The sequence below is a fragment of the Cerasibacillus quisquiliarum genome (genome assembly GCF_014202495.1).
Classification (GTDB): domain Bacteria; phylum Bacillota; class Bacilli; order Bacillales; family Amphibacillaceae; genus Cerasibacillus; species Cerasibacillus quisquiliarum.
Map to the genome: position 1 here is coordinate 423,017 of NZ_JACHHA010000001.1, position 17,421 is coordinate 440,437.

Consider the following 17,421-nt stretch of genomic DNA (forward strand, 5'->3'; position numbering starts at 1 on the left):
AGTTTGTCCTTTGCTTCTGAAATAAAAAATGAGTTAACACGAATTGAATCAGATTCATCATGTATGATAGCTGAATTATCTGCATTAATTCGTATGAATGGCGTCATTTCATTTTCTGAGCATGGCTATGCTTTAGACATACCAACGGAAAATGCCGCAATAGCGAGAAGAATTTATTCCTTAATCAAAGCAATGTATCAATTACCTATTGATTTGCTCGTTCGCAAGAAAATGAAACTAAAGAAGAACAATGTGTATATCGTTAGAATTACGACGAAGGTCCGTGAGCTACTTCAAGATTTAAAAATCTTTGATGAGGAACCATACACATTTGTTCATAACATATCAGATGAAATTGTAGCGAAAAAGTGTTGTAAACGTGCTTATCTACGTGGTGCATTTTTAGCAGGCGGTTCGATTAACAATCCAGAAACATCATCATATCATTTAGAAATATTCAATGTCTATAAAGAGCATAATCAAGCACTATGTGATTTGATGAATGAGTTTGACTTAAGGGCAAAACAATTAAAAAGAAGAAATGGATTTATCGTTTACTTAAAAGAAGCGGAAAAAATTACTGAATTTCTAAGTATCATTGGTGCACATAATGCATTATTTAAATTTGAAGATGTTCGGATTGTCCGCGATATGAGAAATTCAGTCAACCGACTCGTCAACTGTGAAACAGCAAATATAAATAAAACAATAGGTGCTGCTTTTAGACAAATGGAAAACATTAAATTGATTGAACGAACGATTGGGCTAGATGCCTTGCCAGAAAAACTAAAGGAAGTCGCGATTACAAGAATGAATCATGAAGAAGTTTCATTAAAGGAATTAGGTGAATTGATCCCGAGTGGAAAAATATCCAAATCAGGGGTTAATCATCGGATGAAAAGAATTGATGAAATTGCCGATAAAATTCGTAAAGGAAAAATGTAAAGTAGCATAATAGAAGATAATTAACGTTTTCAAAGAAACATGGTATAATAAAAATATTTATAGCCGGATTTTTTAACGCCTATTGAGAGCGTTTCCTAAGATTGGAGAGGATGATATCATTGGTTGAAAAAACAGTTACAATAGAATTAGAAACAGGCCTACAGGCACGTCCAGCAGCACAATTCGTTCAAGAAGCAAATCGTTATTCATCCCATATTTTTTTAGAAAAAGACGGGAAAAAAATTAACGCTAAAAGTATTATGGGATTAATGAGTTTAGCGATTACTAAAGGTGAAACAGTAACATTAATAGCAGACGGTCCAGACGAAGAAGCGGCATTAAACCATTTAATTAGTTTTGTCTCTAAATCCTAAATCTGTGCTTGTGAAGTTTATAACAATTGTAAACCGTGCTTATCTGGAATAAAGGATTCAGAACTAAACCGGTAGAGAATGTATTTCTAGGCCGGTTTTTTCATTTGAATGAAGTAGCTGCATGATAGTTGTGATTTAAGTATCGAAATCTCCCTTTAAATGCAGAGAGTAGATCTAAGGTCCCTCTACTCCCGTACGGATTAATGCGTAGTAGAGCGTTACACTCAACTCCGTACGGATTTCTTAAAAATGAGCACTTGATAAGGAGTAGACCTTCCACACTGTAAAATATTCCTATGATCGTATAATAACATGCAGAATAAAGTTTTATCCTTTCGCCGTTATATAAATTGGCAAATATTTATTATCATGATGAGTAGAACAGGGTGACAAAACTTTGATTCAGCCGAATAGATACATAACATAATAAAAAATGCTTTCCAATAGACAAAATTGGAAAGCATTTTCTTTCTATTATTTATCTTTTCGTTCAAGAATACTGTCTATTAATCCATATTCAACAGCAGCAGGAGCTGTCATGAAATTGTCACGGTCCGTATCGCGTTCAATGACTTCAATCGGTTGCCCAGTTCTTTCAGAAAGAATTTGGTTCATTTTATCACGCATTTGTAAAATACGCTTTGCGTGAATTTCAATGTCTGCTGCTTGACCTTGTGTTCCACCTAATGGTTGGTGAATCATTATTTCACTATTCGGTAATGCATAGCGTTTACCTTTTTCACCAGCAGCAAGTAAAAAAGCCCCCATAGATGCAGCCATACCGATACAAATAGTTGATACATCTGATTTAATAAATTGCATGGTATCGTAAATAGCCATTCCAGCTGTGATAGAACCACCTGGTGAGTTAATATATAGTGAAATATCTTTACCTGGGTCTTCTGCTTCTAGAAATAAGAGCTGAGCAACGATAGAGTTCGCTACATTATCATCAATTGCGCTCCCTAACATAATGATTCTGTCTTTTAATAAACGTGAATAAATATCATACGCACGCTCTCCACGATTTGTTTGTTCAACAACTGTAGGAATTAAATGCATTTTCAATTTCCTCCTTAAATGACAATAATATGAAGTCTTATTTTATCATAAACTAAAGGTCAATGAAGGTCAAACATAAAGATTATAATTTGTTTATATCATCCATATTAACCGATTATCCTTTGAAATAAACAATTTATTTCAAAGGGACTTGTCATAAAATATAAAAAGCGATATAATAAAACTTGTGTCATTAATATGCGCCCGTAGCTCAGCTGGATAGAGCAATGGATTCCGGTTCCATGTGTCGGGGGTTCGAGTCCTCTCGGGCGCGTTTGTTTTAAACTATTGTTTGGCAAAGGATAGAGAGCATTCTATCTTTTGCCTTTTTTTGTTTTTCGGTCACGAATTGGTCACATCGCTTTCAAAATACAACTTTAATCAAATATTAAAAATCATTTTATGTTGAAAATCGCAATAAAAGCCTGAAAGCATGTTACAGTGGGACGAGACTGGGGCCTGTAAGTTTCGAAGTTAGATATATGATAGATGGTGAATTTTACAAAGATAAAATAAATAATGTGAAAGGTAGATGAAAGTGCCTAAAGAATTTGAAGATTATTTCTTAGAATTACAAGTGAATATGGTAGGGGTTTGTTTAAGAATATGTAAATCATAAAGCAAACGATATTTATATTTATTGCTCCTATGAGTCAAGTGTATATGTGTTTAATGTTTTTTTAAGATAAAAAATAATGTTTATCGTAAACATCAATTAAATAATATTTCAAATGAGTTCGATACATCAATTGCTAAGCAAGAAGCATTATTAGATATTGGGATTAAAAATTTAGAGGAATTGCATAATAAATGTAAAGAATTCAATCGTGATATGCCGACCGAAATGAAATTGCATTACAATGTTCAGAGTAATAAACTAAATGGTAGGTATCGTTATGATTTAGTTTATTCAAATGATGAATTATTGCATCCTAACGACATTTTCAATGAGTGGTTTGAAGAAGTTAAAAAAGAAATAGAAAAATAATTAATACAACACCTTGAAGATGAGAAATTATTCAAGGTGTTGTTTATAAAAACCCTATTTTTTCTGTGTTATTTATGGTAAAAATTGGGGGCGTTCTTCGATCAAAATCTGTTTTCATTATTAGACTTTCTAGAATATGCAGCAATCTTTTCACTTGATATAATTACCCATCAAATCAATCAGTACATCCGCAATGATTTTCCCAGCAGTTTTTGGTGCGACTTTACCTGGGATACCGAGCGCATGAATAGCTTTAATTCCTTTATTATGTGCTGTTGTAAAATCAGTACCTCCTGGACTCGAAGCAAGGTCAATAATTAATGAATCCGAACCCATCTTTTCAATCAGCTTGTCATCAAGTACGAGATAAGGAACGGTATTGATAACGATTTGAAACTGGTCAATGACTTCATAAATCTCATCAAAATAAATGCCTCTCATTCCCATTTCTTTTAACCGTGCCCTGTCTTTCGACTGCCTCACACAAACAGTAACATGTGCACCAACAGCAGCAAACAATCTAGCGACAGACATACCAACACGACCGAAGCCTAGTACAAGAACATGGGAATCATGAATTGTTTCATCGGTGTGCTCCATGGCGATATGTAAAGTTCCTTCAGCTGTTGGAATTGAATTTAAAATAGCCACATCATCACGGTCAAATAATGTCACTAATGATCTACTCGAATTCATCACCATTTGTTTTAAATACGCATTTGCCACACCTGTATAAATGATACATGTTTCTTTCGTTTTACTTAACATTTCTTCTGTTAAAACGAGTTCTGTATCAGCATATGGACTAAGTTCGACCACCCCTTGATCATTTACCCCAGAAACAGGTAAGATGATCGAATCAATGGTAGAAAAATCAATGTTCGCTAATCTGTCATGAGTCACATTGTGTAAGGAAAAAGCAAATTTCTCCCAACCGACAGCAATCACTTGAAAATCAGCTTTAGCAAATGACTGAACAACTTCTCTGTAACGCGCATCTCCACCAATCATTAATACACGATGTATGGTGGTTGTCATTTAAATCAACTCCTCTTGAAATGATATGTTTACGATAACAAATCAATCGTTATGTTGCTTCATATATAGTAAAAATTTTGCTGAATATGTCTAAAACGACTATAATTGTAACCGATAAAGGAGTGGCATACAATGAAACAAAATGAAAAAATAAAGATCGGAATTATTGGATACGGTAATTTAGGTCGGGGAGCAGAATTGGCGGTTCAGAATAACCTTGATATGGAATTAGTCGGGATATTCACAAGAAGAGATCCAGCGACAATTAAAACAGCGACTCATCATGTCAAAGTTTACCCATATCATGATATAGAAAGTTTTAAGGGAAAAATTGATGTCATGGTATTATGTGGTGGCTCAGCGAGTGATCTACCAAAAATGAGTCCCGAAGTAGTTGAACACTTTCCGATTGTTGATAGCTATGATAATCATGCAAAGATTCCTGAGCACTATGAGAGAGTGAATGAAGCTGCTCTAAAGGGAGGAAACACGGCTATCATCTCAACCGGTTGGGATCCTGGTTTGTTTTCTCTTAATCGCTTATTAGGAGAAATCGTCATTCCGAAAGGTGGGACACATACGTTTTGGGGAGAAGGCCTTAGTCAAGGTCATTCCGAAGCTGTTCGTCGTATAAAGGGTGTTAAACATGCGGTTCAATATACAGTTCCTATTGAATCAGTATTAGCTGATGCAAGACGTGGCAAAGGCGAAAACTTATCAGCAGCAGAACGGCATAAACGTGTTTGTTATGTCGTTGCTGATGAGAAAGAACATAAACGGATAGAGAAGGAAATTAAAACGATGCCTGATTATTTCGCACCATATGATACGACTGTTCACTTTATTGATGAAGCGACATTTTTCAATGAACATCAAAAAATGAAACACGGTGGCTTTGTCATTCGCTCTGGAAAAACAAGTCCAAATCATCAACAAACAGTAGAGTTCTCCCTTACACTAGAAAGTAATCCAGAATTTACTGCAAGTGTTTTAGTCGCATATGCACGTGCAGCTCATCGACTCCAGAAAAAAGGTGAAATAGGTGCGAAAACACCATTTGATGTTCCTTTTGCTTTGATGACAAATAAAACAACAGCCCAATTGATGAAAGAATTATTATAAAAAAGGAAGACAATGAGATGACCTTATATTTTTACATGCGTGAAAATTGTCCACTCTGTGAAGAGGCAGAGCAATTATTAGAAATGCTTCAATTAGACTATCACTTTACAATTGAGAAGAGAAATATTGAAGAAGATGATCGCTGGTTAAGTCAATATCAAATGGAAATCCCCGTCGTTGAAATCGGGGAGGATGTTTTATATGGAAAAGACTTAAATTTACATCAATTAGAAAAAAAGATTAAATCGTTAGGATATAAAAGTTGAAATATGGTATACTAAAAATAGGAAAAATATTTTTCCTATTTTTTTAAAACAAGCGGGACACATTTGACCCGGGCGGGGTAAAAAACGACCATCTAAGAGGAGCTTATGACATGAATAGTTTACTTGACATACTAAAAAGAATATACCCGAATATGTTACAAGATATGAAACAACGTTACGATCTAATGAGACATGTCAACTTGCTCCAACCAATCGGCAGGCGTTCATTGGCAGATGTTATGGGATTAACTGAACGTACGATTCGTAGCGAGATAGAATTATTACAAGAACAGCGGATTTTGCATGTGACAAATAAAGGAATGTTTTTAACTCAGGAGGGTAAATATGTTTTAGAACAACTTGTACCCTTTATTAAGGAGTTATCAGGTTTAAACGAGTTAGAACAAAAAGTAAAAAAACAATTAGGTTTAGAAAAAATCATTATTGTACCTGGTAATAGTGATGAAGAGAAATGGGCTAAGCTAGAAATGGGAAGAGCCTGTGCGAATTATTTGGATTCTATTATGACACCAGAGGCAACGATTGCTGTTACTGGTGGCTCAACGATTGCAGCTGTAGCAGAACAAATGGAAGAAACAGACGGTGATAACCAATATCTCTTTGTTCCTGCACGCGGTGGATTTGGTGAAAATGTTGAGTATCAAGCAAATACAATCGTTGCTAAAATGGCTCAAAAAACAAACAGTTCGTATCGCATGCTTTTTATGCCTGACGTATTAAGTGAAGCGTCATTTAATACAATGCGTCATGAACCAGCAATTCACGCTGTATTAGAACGTATTAAGGAAGCGCAAATTGTCCTTCATGGATTAGGTGACGCTATCACGATGGCCCGAAGACGAGATACGCCACAAGCTATCATAGAGAAATTAATTGATGAAGAAGCTGTTGCTGAAGCATTCGGTTATTATTTTAATAAAAACGGTCATATCATTCATCAAGTTGTTTCAACAGGCATTGATTTGGAGGATTTAGTTACAAAAGAACATGTCATTGCAGTTGCGGGAGGACTTTCTAAAGCTGAAGCCATTTCAGCCTATTTTAAAACTAGCTATAGCAAGACATTAATTACAGATGAAGGCGCAGCGATTGGTATATTAAGGGATGCTTCCCTTTAATATATAAAACGAAAGATTCATTAAGGAGGAAGACAAATGACAGTAAAAGTAGGGATTAACGGCTTTGGTAGAATTGGACGATTGGTTTTTCGTGAGTCATTAAAAAGTGACAAAGTAGAAGTTGTGGCAGTGAATGATTTAACTGATGCTGAGATGTTGGCACATTTATTAAAATATGATTCAGTACATGGAAAAATGGCTGAAAAGATTACTGTTAATGGTTCAAATATTTCAGTTGGTGGTAAGGAAGTTAAAGTGTTCGCCGAAAAGGATCCAGCCAATTTACCATGGGGTGACTTAGGTGTAGATATTGTTATTGAAGCAACAGGGCGTTTTAGAGATCGTGAATCGGCACAAAAGCATATTGATGCAGGAGCAAAGAAAGTTATTATTTCTGCACCGGGTAAAGATGTTGATTTAACTGTTGTTATGGGTGTTAATGATCAACAATATGAAGCGGACAAACATCATATCGTATCAAATGCTTCTTGTACGACAAACTGTTTAGCACCATTTGCTAAAGTATTGCATGAACATTTCGGAATCAAACGTGGTCTTATGACAACGATTCACGCTTATACAAATGACCAACAGATTTTAGATTTACCTCATAAAGATTACCGTCGTGCACGTGCAGCGGCTGAAAATATTATTCCAACAACTACAGGTGCGGCAAAAGCCGTTTCTGAAGTGTTGCCAGAATTAGCTGGTAAATTGAATGGCATGGCTGTACGTGTCCCTGTTCCAGACGGCTCTGTCGTTGATCTAGTAGCAGAACTTGAAAAAGAAGCTACTGTTGAAGAATTAAATGCAGCATTTAAAGAAGCAGCTGAAGGCGAATTAAAAGGCATTTTAGAATATAGTGAAGAGCCACTTGTGTCAACGGATATTGTTGGTAATCCACATTCATCTATTTTTGACGCTTTATCAACAATGGTTATGGATGATAATTTAGTAAAACTTATTTCTTGGTATGATAATGAAATGGGCTATTCTGCCCGCTGTGTGGACTTAGCAGCATTAATGGCAGATAAAGGACTATAATATGAAAAAGAGGGAGAGCATTCCCTCTTTTTTTATTCTAAAAAGAAAACGTGAACTAGAAATGGATAATGAAAGCATTTTACGGGAAAAACTTATATAATGGATGTGTACATATGATTTTTAAATGGGAGGCTATCCAGTGAATAAAAAAACTCTAAAAGATATTCAAGTTAAAGGAAAAAAAGTATTTTGCCGCGTTGACTTTAATGTACCGATGCAAGATGGCGACGTAACAGACGATACAAGAATTAGAGCAGCTTTGCCTACCATTAATTATTTATCAGAAGCAGGCGCAAAAGTGATATTAGCTAGTCATTTAGGGCGCCCGAATGGACAAGTTGTAGAAGAATTACGTCTAGATCCTGTGGCGAAGCGCTTAAGTGATTTAACAGGAAAGGTCGTTCTAAAGACTGATAGCGTTTATGGTGATGAGGTGAATACAGCTATTTCTCAATTAGAAGATGGCGATATATTACTGATAGAAAATGTACGTTTCCATCCAGGTGAAACAACGAATGATCCAAAATTAGTTGAAGCGTTTGCTGAAATGGCTGATATTTACGTGAATGATGCATTCGGTACAGCCCATAGAGCGCATGCATCAACAGCTGGTGTTGCAGAAAAGTTGCCAGCTGTCGCGGGTTTTTTAATGGAAAAAGAAATAGCTGTTTTAACGAAAGCATTAGAAGAACCAGAGCGTCCGTTTACAGCTATTATTGGTGGTGCTAAGGTCAAAGATAAAATCGATGTTATCGATAACTTTTTAGATAAAGTCGACTATTTACTTGTTGGTGGTGGTCTAGCTTACACTTTTATTAAAGCGAAAGGATATGATATCGGCAAATCATTACTTGAAGAAGATAAAATCGACTTAGCTAAGGAGTTTTTACAAAAAGCTGAAGAAAAAGGTGTTCAATTCATCATTCCGGAAGACACAGTAATTGCGGATCGGTTTAGTGAAGAAGCAGATACAAAAATTGTTTCTATTGAAGATATGCCAAACGACTGGCAAGGCTTAGATATTGGAATTAAAACACGTGAAACATTTGCTGACATTATTGCTAAATCAAAACTCGTTATTTGGAATGGACCGATGGGTGTATTTGAGATGAATCCTTTTGCAGGTGGAACCCGTGCTGTCGCAAAATCACTTGCCGAAGCAGATGGTTTTACTATAATTGGTGGTGGGGATTCTGCAGCAGCTGTAGAAAAGTTTGGACTTAGTGATCAAATGGATCACGTCTCAACAGGTGGCGGTGCGTCTTTAGAATTTATGGAAGGAAAAGAACTTCCGGGAATTAAGGCTCTTGATGATAAAGAATAATGAGCAAGCCCTTTTAAAAAAACAATCAAGAGGTGGTTTGAATGAGAAGGAAGGTTATTGCAGGTAATTGGAAGATGAATAAAACAATTGCCGAAGCTCATGCTTTTATTGAACAAGTTAAAGAACGATTACCTAAATCAGATCAAGTTGAAGCGATTGTTTGTGCACCATTTATCCATTTACCTTTATTAGTAGAAAAAGCGAAAGGCACAAACTTAAAAATAGCTGCACAAAATATGCATGAGCAAGAAAGCGGTGCGTTCACAGGAGAAGTAAGTCCGACCATGTTAAAAGATATCGGCGTCACCCATGTCATTATCGGTCATTCTGAGCGCCGAGAATATTTTGCCGAAACCGATGAAACTGTTAATAAAAAAGTTCATGCAGCATTTAAACACGGATTAACACCAATTGTATGTGTAGGTGAAACATTGGAGCAACGAGAAGCAAATGAAACGAAAGAACAAGTCGCATCACAAGTAAAAAAGGCTATTGCTCGTTTAACAGATGAACAGGTTAGAGAAGTCATTATCGCTTATGAACCAATTTGGGCGATCGGAACTGGAAAAACAGCATCAAGTGCAGATGCTAATGAAGTATGTCAACATATTCGTGAGACAATAGAAAAAGAAACATCGGCAAATATAGCTAACAAAGTCATCATTCAATATGGTGGTAGTGTGAAGCCGACCAATATAGATGAATTATTGGCACAATCAGATATTGATGGAGCATTAGTAGGAGGAGCAAGTTTAGAAGCTGGGTCTTTCTTACAGCTTGTGGAGGCAGGAACGAATGAATGAACGTAAAGCACCAACCGCATTGATCATTTTAGATGGGTTTGCCCTTCGAGATGAAGTGATTGGTAATGCGGTTAAACAAGCAAATAAACCAAATTTTGATCGTTATTGGAAAATGTACCCACATAACCAACTTAAAGCGAGTGGTGAGGCTGTCGGTTTACCTAACGGTCAAATGGGAAATTCAGAAGTTGGTCACTTAAATATCGGAGCTGGGAGAATTGTTTACCAAAGCTTAACACGAATTAATTTGTCTATTGAGAGCGGAGAATTTTTTAAAAAAGATGTCTTTCTTGAAGCGATGCATGAAGCTAAGAAGAATGGAAAAAGTGTGCATTTGCTAGGTCTTCTTTCCGATGGCGGTGTACATAGTGATATCCATCATTTATTTGCTTTATTAAAGTTAGCAAAACAAGAAGGCATTAAAGATGTGTTTATTCACGCATTTCTCGATGGGCGTGATGTGCCACCGACATCGGCAAAGAAATATATCGAGATGACAGAAGCGAAGATAAAAGAATATGGCGTCGGAAAAATAGCAACAATCTCTGGACGTTATTATTCAATGGACCGAGATCGCCGTTGGGAACGTGTGAAGAAATCTTATGATGCAATGGTATATGGCCAAGGTCCACAATACCATCATCCATATGATGTGATTGACGATTCATATGAGCATGGAATTCATGATGAATTTGTAATACCTTCTGTATTGACAGATACGTCTGGTCAACCGATTGCGACAATTCAAGACGGTGATTCCATTATTTTTTATAATTTCCGACCAGATCGAGCTATTCAAATTTCTCGTACTTTCACTGAACATAGCTTTGATGAATTTGAGCGTGGAGAAAATCGACCAACAGATATCCATTTTGTTATGTTAACAAAATATGCTGACTCGATAAACGGTGCTGTTGCTTATGGTCCTGTAGGATTAGAACAGACTGTCGGAGAAGTTATTTCAAAGCACAATCTCACTCAATTACGGATAGCTGAGACTGAAAAATATCCACATGTCACCTATTTTATGAACGGTGGGCGACATGAAGAATTTCCTGGTGAGAAACGTATTTTAATAGATTCACCGAAAGTTGCTACTTATGACTTAAAACCAGAAATGAGTGCTTATGAAGTAACAGATGCATTATTAAAAGTGCTTGATGAAGGAACGACTGATGCGATTATACTTAACTTTGCCAATCCTGATATGGTCGGCCATTCTGGAAAGTTAGAGCCGACGATTAAAGCGATTGAAGCGGTTGATGAATGTTTAGGAAGAATTGTCGATCGCATCATTGAATTAGGTGGACACGCCATTATTACAGCTGACCATGGTAATTCAGATGAAGTCGTAACAGTTGATGGAAAACCTATGACAACACATACGACAAATCCCGTCCCAGTTATTGTGACTAAACAAGGGATTGAATTACGAGATGGTGGTATTTTAGCTGATTTAGCTCCGACGTTATTAGATTTATTAAATATAGATAAACCAAATGAAATGACAGGAACATCATTAATTAAAAAATAAAAGGAGAGACTTAAGATGCCATATATTACAGATGTTTATGCTCGTGAAGTACTAGATTCACGCGGTAACCCTACAGTTGAAGTTGAGATCTTTACAGAATCAGGTGCATTTGGTTCTGCGCTTGTTCCAAGTGGTGCTTCCACTGGGGAATATGAAGCAGTGGAATTACGTGACGGTGATAAAGACCGCTATCTTGGTAAAGGTGTTCTTCAAGCAGTGAAGAATGTAAATGAAGTGATTGCGCCTGAATTACACGGCATTGACGTGACACGTCAAAATATTATCGATCAAATTATGATTGAACTAGATGGTACAGATAATAAAGGCAAACTTGGAGCCAATGCGATTCTCGGTGTTTCCATCGCTGCAGCCCATGCTGCTTCTAGCTATTTAGATATACCACTTTATAATTATTTAGGTGGTTTCAATGCGAAAACATTACCAACGCCAATGATGAACATTTTAAATGGTGGAGAGCATGCGGATAATAATGTTGATATTCAAGAATTTATGATTGTGCCAGTTTCTGCACCAACATTTAAAGAAGCATTACGAGCTGGAACAGAAATTTTCCATGCACTGAAAAAAGTTCTTCAAGAAAAGGGTTATAATACGGCAGTCGGTGATGAAGGTGGTTTTGCTCCTGACTTAAAATCAAATGAAGAAGCGTTGCAAACCATCGTTGAAGCAATAGAAGCTGCAGGATATAAGCCAGGTGAAGAGGTCAAATTAGCGATGGACGTCGCTGCTTCAGAAATGTATGCTGATGGTAAATATCATCTAAAAGGGGAAGGAGTCATTCGTACGTCGGAAGAAATGGTCGATTGGTACGAAGAAATGGTTAATAAATATCCAATCATTTCAATAGAAGATGGATTAGATGAAGATGATTGGGATGGTCACAAATTATTAACTGAACGTATTGGAAAACGCGTTCAACTTGTTGGCGATGATTTATTCGTAACGAATACGAAAAAGCTAGCTCAAGGTATTGAACAAGGTGTCGGTAACTCAATCTTAATCAAAGTAAACCAAATCGGTACTTTAACAGAAACTTTCGAAGCAATCGAGATGGCTAAGCGTGCTGGTTATACATCCGTTATATCACATCGTTCAGGAGAAACAGAAGACGCTACAATTGCAGATATCGCTGTAGCGACAAATGCTGGACAAATCAAAACCGGTGCCCCATCCCGTACAGACCGTGTAGCGAAATACAATCAACTATTACGTATTGAAGATGAATTACAAGGTCTTGGTGTCTATGCTGGAAAAGATGCCTTCTATCATTTAGAAAAATAAGACTTAAGATAAATGCCTATAAATAGCACAGTCCCATAGCTAGGAGCTGTGCTATTTATTTTCTTAGTGGTGTGGAAGTCTCAACGTATAGTCTCGTTGTTCGACTACGTCTCGAGATTTCGTATTGGCGCTTCAACGTAAAGTCTCGCAGTTCAAACATGTCTTGAGAGTACAAATTCTCGCTTCAACGTATAGTCTCGCAGTTCAAACTCGTCTCGAGAGTACAAATTATCGCTTCAATGTATAGTCTCGCAGTTCAAACTCGTCTCGAGAGTACAAATTATCGCTTCAATGTATAGTCTCGCAGCTCAAACATGTCTTGAGAGTACAAATTATCGCTTCAATGTATAGTCTCGCAGTTCAAACTCGTCTCGAGAGTACAAATTGTCGCTTTAACGTATAGTCTCGCTGCTTAATTTTGTAGTGAGCGTTTACATTGACGTTCTGAATATCGTGTTTTTTAAAAATTTTAGTGAGAAGCAGTTGAGATGACAATACGACGCTTTGATGATATAAAAAAGGAATGCCCTTAGGACATTCTCAACATAACAAAATTATTTTAACTTCGACTTGATTAATGAGACGACTTCTTCTGCTGTACCCATTGCTAATGCGTCATGGGCAACTATTTCCATATCAGCTTTTGACAAGTCACGGATTTGAGACCTTGCGGGTAAAATCGAAGACGCACTCATACTAAATTCGTCTAATCCGAGTCCAAGTAAAAGCGGGATAGCAAGCGGATCTTCTGCCATTTCACCACACATGCCGACCCATTTACCTTCATTATGAGCTGCTTCAATCACTTGATGAACAAGGTTTAAAATTGCAGGATGATACGGTTGATATAAATATGCAACTCGTTCATTCATACGATCTGCCGCCATTGTATATTGAATCAAATCATTTGTTCCTATACTGAAAAAGTCGACTTCCTTGGCAAACTGCTTAGCTAAAACAGCAGTTGAAGGAATCTCAACCATAATACCAACCTCTATTGAAGGAGAAACGATAACACCTTCATCTTGCAACGCATTCTTTTCTTCTAGTAAAATTCCTTTCGCTTGTCTAAACTCTTCTAAAGCAGCGACCATCGGGAACATGATCTTTAAGTTCCCATGTACACTTGCCCGGAGTAAAGCTCGCAGTTGTGGCCGGAATATATGTTCATTTTCTAAGCAAAAGCGGATCGCTCGAAAGCCTAAAAAAGGATTCATCTCTTCAGGTAATTGTAAATAATCGATTTCTTTATCGCCACCAATATCTAATGTTCTTACAATAACTGGTTTTCCATTCATCGCTTCTAAAACGGTTTTATATGCTTTATATTGTTCATCTTCAGAGGGCAACGTCGATTTGCCCATGAATAAAAATTCAGTACGATAAAGACCGATACCTTCACCACCGTTTTCAAGCACAGCTCGTACATCGTCTGGTGAGCCGATATTAGCAGCTAATTCAACTTGTATGCCATCTTTTGAAATGGATTGTTCATTTTTCAAAGTTGACCAAATCTGTTTCTGTTTTTTAAATGCAATTTGTTTTTCCTTATATATTTCTTTAAGTTCATTTGAAGGATTAATGATCACTTGTCCGTTATTGCCATCAATGATTAAACAATCTCCTTGCTTTGTTAAAGCGGTAATCTCTTTTGTTCCAACGACAGCAGGTATTTCCAAAGAGCGTGCCATAATAGCGGAGTGGGACGTTTTACCTCCTATATTCGTGGCAAAACCTTTGACATATTTTCGATTGAGCTGGGCGGTATGAGAGGGTGTTAAATCGTGTGCTACAACGATGACTTCTTCGTTAATTAATGCTGGATTCGGAAGAGTAACTCCCAATAAGTGAGCCATCACTCGTTTTGAAACGTCTTTAATATCAGCAGCTCTTTCACGCATGTATTCATTATCCATATTTTCAAAGAGATTCATAAAAAACTTGCTAACCTCATCTAAGGCAGCTTCGGCTGATAAATGATCTTCAGTTATTTTATCTTTTATTTGCTTAATAAACTCAGGGTCTTCGAGAACGAGGAGATGAGCAGAAAAGATCTCAGCATGTTCTATTCCAAGTGTATTTTCAGTATGAGTGCGTATGGCTTGTAAGTCTTCTTTTGTAACATGTAATGCATCGTTTAAGCGATGTACTTCATCATAAGGATTATTGGTATTTGTTTGATCGTATGTTAAATCTGGTTCGATCAAATGGTATACTTTTGCCATTGCTATACCGTTTGAGGCAGGGATACCAGTTATTTTTTTCATTTCAATCATCCTTTAGATTTATTTCCATCTATTTTACATGATAGATAATCATCTTTCTAATCCTAAGTTCGTTAAAATATTATTGATCCATTTATATATAAATTCGAAGACTTCATGCTTATTTATTTCATGAAATAGTTCATGTCTTCCTTTATGGAATAAGGCAACCATAATATTTGTCAGTCCAAGTTCTTTATATAGATGAGCGGCTTTCCAGACATTTTTTCCATATTGACTAACAGGATCATGATCACCACTAATGAATAACATTGGTAAATCAGCTGGAATATGATGATTTTTCGCTTGATTATGAATATCTGCTAAACCAGTAAATAAATCTCTAAAAAATTGGCCAGTCGGTACAAAGCCACATAATGGATCAGCGATATATTTTTGCACACTTTCGTGATCACGTGTTAACCAATCAAATTCAGTACGAGGATGATTCACTTTTCGGTTGTTTAAGCCAAAGATGAGTTGATTTAAATATGGCGCTTTCTGTAATGGATCCGTCATCTTCGCAGCTTGTTTTGCTAAAAAAAGTTCAGCAGAAGACGTATATGTTGTACCTGATAAAATGACAGCAACAATTTCCTTACTATAAGATTGTATATATTTTCGTGCTAGAAAAGATCCCATACTATGCCCGATAAGAATAATCGGTGTTTCTGGATAATCGTGTTTAATCTGTTCAGTTACGAGCAATAAATCATTTGTTACTTTCTGAAATCCATCGCTTTCAGAAAAGAAGCCAAGTGCTCCTTGTCGCTTACCTGTTAACCCATGACCACGATGGTCATTTCCATAAACAAATATATTTTGTTCAACTAAGAAGCGAGCAACATCATCGTAACGCTCAATATGTTCAACCATCCCATGAGATAGTTGCACAATGGCCTTTGGTGTTGTTTTGTTTGTCCATTTCATAACATGAATAGCCGTATGATCGCTTGTGTTTAACCAAAGTGATTCTCTCACTTTATATCCTCCTATAAAAGTAGTTATTTAGAGTATAGAAGAAAAATAATAGAACTTCCATTTTTTCGGTAAGAGAAATCATGAAAATAGCTTGTTATGATGAACACTCTGTGCTAAAGTATTAATTATAATAGTGAGACTAATATGGTAAGCTTTTACATATAGGAGGTGCTCGCAATAATGGAAACAGCGATAAATGTGTTACTTGTCATTGATGGAATCATTATGATTATCTTAATTCTTCTACAAAGTGGAAAGAGTGCTGGCCTATCTGGAGCTATTTCAGGTGGTGCAGAGCAACTATTCGGTAAACAAAAAGCGCGCGGCATAGATTTATTTTTACATCGTGGAACGATCGTCACTGCGGTCATATTTTTTGTATTAGCTTTTGTTAGTGCATATTTTGTATAATAAATGTAACCTTATCATGTTGATGGTAGGGTTTTTTTATTTTTTGTTAAGGAAAGGTAGATTGACGTGAAGATTAAACGACCAGAACCGTTTACATTCGAAAGCGGTCCACGAGCCGTTTTATTATTACATGGATTTACTGGACATTCTGCTGATGTTCGTATACTTGGAAGATTCCTCGAAAAGCACGGTTACACATCCCATGCTCCTATTTATCGTGGTCACGGCGTGGCACCAGAGGAACTAATTGAAACACGACCACAAGACTGGTGGGAAGATGCGTTAGCTGGGTACGAACATTTAAAAAATTTAGGTTATAAAGAGATTGCAGTAGCAGGACTTTCTTTAGGCGGTGTACTCGGGTTAAAAATGGCTTATTCATTACCGATTAAAGCAGTTATTCCGATGTGTTCGCCAATGTTCTTTGATAATGAAAAGCAACTCACTGCGGGCTTTATCCACTTCTCTAAACAATATAAACAATTAGAGCGTAAAGATGATGACACAATAGCTCAAGAATTAACTCATCTATTATCAGCATCAAGACCAATGTTTAATGAAATTGGCCAATTTATAAAGAAAGTTCAAAAAGAAATTGATACGATTTATACACCGACAATGGTTGTCCAGGCTCGTCATGATAAAATGATAAATCCAGAGAGTGCTAACTATATTTATGATAAGATAGAGTCAGATGTTAAAAAAATCCAATGGTATGAACAATCAGGGCATGTGATTACGTTAGATAAAGAGAAAGACTTGTTACATGAAGATATATTTGCGTTTTTAGAATCATTAGATTGGGCATAATAAAGATAAGTGAA

17 protein-coding genes and 1 tRNA gene are annotated in these 17,421 nt (G+C 36.5%); 14 read left to right on the forward strand and 4 right to left on the reverse strand.

Features of this window, described 5'->3' with window-relative positions; translation table 11 throughout:
- Positions 1 to 3: 3 nt before the first annotated feature.
- Together whiA and HNQ35_RS02040 are read left to right on the forward strand one after the other, a co-directional pair.
- A complete protein-coding gene (whiA, locus tag HNQ35_RS02035) occupies positions 4 to 945 on the forward strand; it encodes a DNA-binding protein WhiA (protein WP_146934359.1) in 942 nt (313 codons plus the stop codon).
- A 119-nt stretch (positions 946 to 1,064) separates the two neighbouring features.
- The gene (locus HNQ35_RS02040; RefSeq protein WP_146934355.1) at positions 1,065 to 1,319 is read left to right on the forward strand and encodes an HPr family phosphocarrier protein; all 255 of its coding nucleotides are present in this window, start codon (positions 1,065 to 1,067) and stop codon (positions 1,317 to 1,319) included.
- Between the two features lie 474 nt (positions 1,320 to 1,793).
- Here the strand turns inward: HNQ35_RS02040 and clpP are convergent, their stop codons facing one another.
- Positions 1,794 to 2,381 (reverse strand): ATP-dependent Clp endopeptidase proteolytic subunit ClpP, encoded by a 588-nt coding sequence (gene clpP / locus HNQ35_RS02045; protein ID WP_146934352.1) that lies wholly within the window; start codon positions 2,379 to 2,381, stop codon positions 1,794 to 1,796.
- Between the two features lie 200 nt (positions 2,382 to 2,581).
- Here clpP and HNQ35_RS02050 point away from each other — a divergent pair.
- Together HNQ35_RS02050 and HNQ35_RS14380 are read left to right on the forward strand one after the other, a co-directional pair.
- A tRNA-Arg gene (locus HNQ35_RS02050) sits at positions 2,582 to 2,655 on the forward strand.
- Between the two features lie 525 nt (positions 2,656 to 3,180).
- Complete coding sequence (locus tag HNQ35_RS14380) at positions 3,181 to 3,369, forward strand: hypothetical protein (protein ID WP_307724211.1); 189 nt, start codon at positions 3,181 to 3,183, stop codon at positions 3,367 to 3,369.
- 150 nt (positions 3,370 to 3,519) lie between these two features.
- Here the strand turns inward: HNQ35_RS14380 and dpsA are convergent, their stop codons facing one another.
- Positions 3,520 to 4,407: a dipicolinate synthase subunit DpsA gene (gene dpsA, locus HNQ35_RS02060; protein ID WP_146934348.1), complete on the reverse strand. Its 888-nt coding sequence runs from the start codon at positions 4,405 to 4,407 to the stop codon at positions 3,520 to 3,522.
- 132 nt (positions 4,408 to 4,539) lie between these two features.
- Here dpsA and HNQ35_RS02065 point away from each other — a divergent pair, with 132 nt between their 5' ends.
- The 8 genes from HNQ35_RS02065 to eno all read left to right on the forward strand — a co-directional run bounded on the left by HNQ35_RS02065 (position 4,540) and on the right by eno (position 12,941).
- Positions 4,540 to 5,529: a diaminopimelate dehydrogenase gene (locus tag HNQ35_RS02065; RefSeq protein WP_146934344.1), complete on the forward strand. Its 990-nt coding sequence runs from the start codon at positions 4,540 to 4,542 to the stop codon at positions 5,527 to 5,529.
- A gap of 17 nt (positions 5,530 to 5,546) precedes the next feature.
- Positions 5,547 to 5,795, forward strand: coding sequence for a glutaredoxin family protein (locus HNQ35_RS02070; RefSeq protein WP_146934341.1), 249 nt, complete (start codon positions 5,547 to 5,549; stop codon positions 5,793 to 5,795).
- Positions 5,796 to 5,905: 110 nt separating this feature from the next.
- Positions 5,906 to 6,934, forward strand: coding sequence for a sugar-binding transcriptional regulator (locus HNQ35_RS02075; RefSeq protein WP_146934338.1), 1,029 nt, complete (start codon positions 5,906 to 5,908; stop codon positions 6,932 to 6,934).
- A 36-nt stretch (positions 6,935 to 6,970) separates the two neighbouring features.
- Complete coding sequence (gene gap / locus HNQ35_RS02080) at positions 6,971 to 7,978, forward strand: type I glyceraldehyde-3-phosphate dehydrogenase (RefSeq protein ID WP_146934335.1); 1,008 nt, start codon at positions 6,971 to 6,973, stop codon at positions 7,976 to 7,978.
- Positions 7,979 to 8,117: 139 nt separating this feature from the next.
- Positions 8,118 to 9,302 (forward strand): phosphoglycerate kinase, encoded by a 1,185-nt coding sequence (locus tag HNQ35_RS02085; RefSeq protein ID WP_146934332.1) that lies wholly within the window; start codon positions 8,118 to 8,120, stop codon positions 9,300 to 9,302.
- Positions 9,303 to 9,343: 41 nt separating this feature from the next.
- Positions 9,344 to 10,105, forward strand: coding sequence for a triose-phosphate isomerase (gene tpiA / locus HNQ35_RS02090; protein WP_146934329.1), 762 nt, complete (start codon positions 9,344 to 9,346; stop codon positions 10,103 to 10,105).
- Complete coding sequence (gpmI, locus tag HNQ35_RS02095) at positions 10,098 to 11,639, forward strand: 2,3-bisphosphoglycerate-independent phosphoglycerate mutase (protein ID WP_146934326.1); 1,542 nt, start codon at positions 10,098 to 10,100, stop codon at positions 11,637 to 11,639. Before tpiA ends, gpmI begins: the two co-directional genes overlap by 8 nt.
- Before the next feature lie 15 nt (positions 11,640 to 11,654).
- Positions 11,655 to 12,941: a phosphopyruvate hydratase gene (gene eno / locus HNQ35_RS02100; RefSeq protein ID WP_146934324.1), complete on the forward strand. Its 1,287-nt coding sequence runs from the start codon at positions 11,655 to 11,657 to the stop codon at positions 12,939 to 12,941.
- Between the two features lie 554 nt (positions 12,942 to 13,495).
- On the opposite strand, the gene ptsP is transcribed toward eno, so the two are convergent.
- Together ptsP and HNQ35_RS02110 are read right to left on the reverse strand one after the other, a co-directional pair.
- Positions 13,496 to 15,208 (reverse strand): phosphoenolpyruvate--protein phosphotransferase, encoded by a 1,713-nt coding sequence (gene ptsP / locus HNQ35_RS02105; RefSeq protein ID WP_146934321.1) that lies wholly within the window; start codon positions 15,206 to 15,208, stop codon positions 13,496 to 13,498.
- 48 nt (positions 15,209 to 15,256) lie between these two features.
- Positions 15,257 to 16,186: an alpha/beta hydrolase gene (locus HNQ35_RS02110; protein WP_146934317.1), complete on the reverse strand. Its 930-nt coding sequence runs from the start codon at positions 16,184 to 16,186 to the stop codon at positions 15,257 to 15,259.
- Between the two features lie 180 nt (positions 16,187 to 16,366).
- Here HNQ35_RS02110 and secG point away from each other — a divergent pair, with 180 nt between their 5' ends.
- Both secG and HNQ35_RS02120 read left to right on the forward strand, forming a co-directional pair.
- A complete protein-coding gene (secG, locus tag HNQ35_RS02115) occupies positions 16,367 to 16,597 on the forward strand; it encodes a preprotein translocase subunit SecG (protein WP_146934313.1) in 231 nt (76 codons plus the stop codon).
- 66 nt (positions 16,598 to 16,663) lie between these two features.
- Positions 16,664 to 17,407, forward strand: a complete 744-nt coding sequence (locus HNQ35_RS02120; RefSeq protein ID WP_146934310.1) for an alpha/beta hydrolase — start codon at positions 16,664 to 16,666, stop codon at positions 17,405 to 17,407.
- The last annotated feature ends 14 nt before the right edge of the window (positions 17,408 to 17,421 follow it).